The organism is Duganella levis (genome assembly GCF_009857605.1).
Lineage (GTDB): Bacteria > Pseudomonadota > Gammaproteobacteria > Burkholderiales > Burkholderiaceae_D > Rugamonas > Rugamonas levis.
Map to the genome: position 1 here is coordinate 1 of NZ_WWCT01000082.1, position 958 is coordinate 958.

The following is a 958-nucleotide window of genomic DNA, read 5'->3' on the forward strand; positions in this document are numbered from 1 at the left end:
GCCGGTGCGACTGGTGCGGCCGCCACGACCGGCATCGCCGGCGTTGGCGACGCGGCCGATTGCGCCGCCGGCGCTGCAGCGGGCGCAGACGGCCGCCACACCAGCACCAGCAACACACCGATCACCACCGCCATGCCCAGCACCGCCAACAACATCGGCTTGCTAAACCGCGCCACCGACGACGCACTCTCGGCCGACTGCAACGTCGGCGCATGAAGGGTCGGCGAATTGCCCAGTTGACGTTCTGCTTGCGCCTTTTTCAAGGCTTCCAAAATATAAGACATAGTTTGCTATTCGTTTCGGTTAGCGCAGACGCGGTTCCTGCACACCGCCCAGCTGATACAGGCGGATAAAAGTCTTGGGTCCGGCCACGCCATCGGCCTTCAGGTTCTGCGCGGTCTGGAACTCGGTCAGGCGCTTGCGCAAGACCGCATCCAGCGGCTGGTTTTCCTGTGGCTTTTTCAGGTCATAGATTTGCGACAGGCGCTTGGCCAGCCAGTCTACATCCGGCCCCTGGTCGCCGCTATGCACCTCATCGCGCCAGACCTTGGGCGCGCGCCAGAAGGTGGAAAACTCGCCGTCATAGCGCGCCGTCAGCGCTTCCACGCTCAAAGTCTGCGGCTTGCCGCCGGCAGTGACGATGGTGGCTTTACCCTCGTCCAGCGCGGTCAGCAGCACGTAATTGGGCGCAGCAGGATCGTCGTGCAGCTTCAGCATCGTCGGACGGTCCAGCAGACGCACGTCCTCAATGCTGCCTTTCGCTTGCAGGCAACGCAGATTGGCGCGCGCCGCCGTCTGGCACGGGTCGCCGGCCGTCAGCGTCAGGCCCCACAGGCCAGCCAGCTGGCGCAGCGCAGCGGCAGCGTCGGTCCCAACCGGTGCAACCACGGCCACTGGCGCCGACGAGACAGCCACCCGTGCCACCGTCGGCGTCGCCGCCTGGGCATGCGCAAGCACC

General features: G+C 65.7%; 1 protein-coding gene and 1 pseudogene. Both read right to left on the reverse strand.

Translation table 11 applies throughout. The annotated features are described in order from the left end of the window. A pseudogene (locus GTP69_RS30825) lies at nucleotides 1-284 on the reverse strand (general secretion pathway protein GspB); the annotation flags it as partial. Between the two features lie 19 nt (nucleotides 285-303). Further along, the coding region (locus GTP69_RS30830) for a peptidoglycan-binding protein (RefSeq protein WP_202424643.1) at nucleotides 304-958 on the reverse strand (655 nt) is incomplete at its 5' end.